Source organism: Photorhabdus temperata, assembly GCF_025384845.1.
Classification (GTDB): Bacteria; Pseudomonadota; Gammaproteobacteria; order Enterobacterales; family Enterobacteriaceae; genus Photorhabdus; species Photorhabdus temperata.
Map to the genome: position 1 here is coordinate 1 of NZ_JAJAFX010000200.1, position 737 is coordinate 737.

Here is a 737-nt window from a genome sequence, read left to right on the forward strand (position 1 = left end):
GGTGCGCCTGAGCTTAAAAACGCATTAGGTAATCTCAAAGACCGTTCCTTTGATTTCATTGCCAACCCGTACACTGATACGGCGTCATTAGATGATGTGAAAGCATTTCTGTCTGATACAGTCGGTAGATGGTCGTGGGAACAGCAGCTTTACGGGCACGCATTTAGCGCAGTCAATGGGGCATACGGCGAGTTGGCTAGTTTCGGCGAACAGCGTAACTATCAGCATGAAACATTGCTCGGTGTAACCAAATCTCCGACACCAAATTATGTGTGGGCCGCTGCATTGACGGGGGCGATTGCACCCAGTTTGCGCAATGACCCCGGCAGGCCAGTGCAGACATTACCGATTAGTGGCGTTCTGGCTCCGGCATCGGAGGACCAGCTTGACTTAATCGAACGTAACAATCTGCTACACAGCGGGATTTCAACTTTTACTGTTGCTGATGACGGCACAATTCAGGTTGAAAATATCATCACGACTTATCAAAAGAATAGTTTTGGTGATAACGATGACAGCTATTTGGAAGTGGAAACCCTGTACTTGCTGATGTACGTCACACGTTATATTCGCACTCAAATCACGAGTAAGTTTGCACGCATGAAGTTAGTGAAAGACGCTACCCGGTATGCGCCCGGCTCGGCAATTGTAACCCCCAACGTCATCCGCGCCGAACTTATCGCGCAGTATCGTACTTTGGAATACAACGGCTACGTGCAAGATTCGAAAGGCTTCGC

The 737-nt window shown here is 48.8% G+C and carries 1 protein-coding gene; it reads left to right on the top strand.

From position 1 onward, the window contains the following. Positions 1–737: phage tail sheath subtilisin-like domain-containing protein (locus tag LGZ99_RS24560; RefSeq protein WP_262979864.1), on the top strand; the 737-nt coding region annotated here is incomplete at both ends.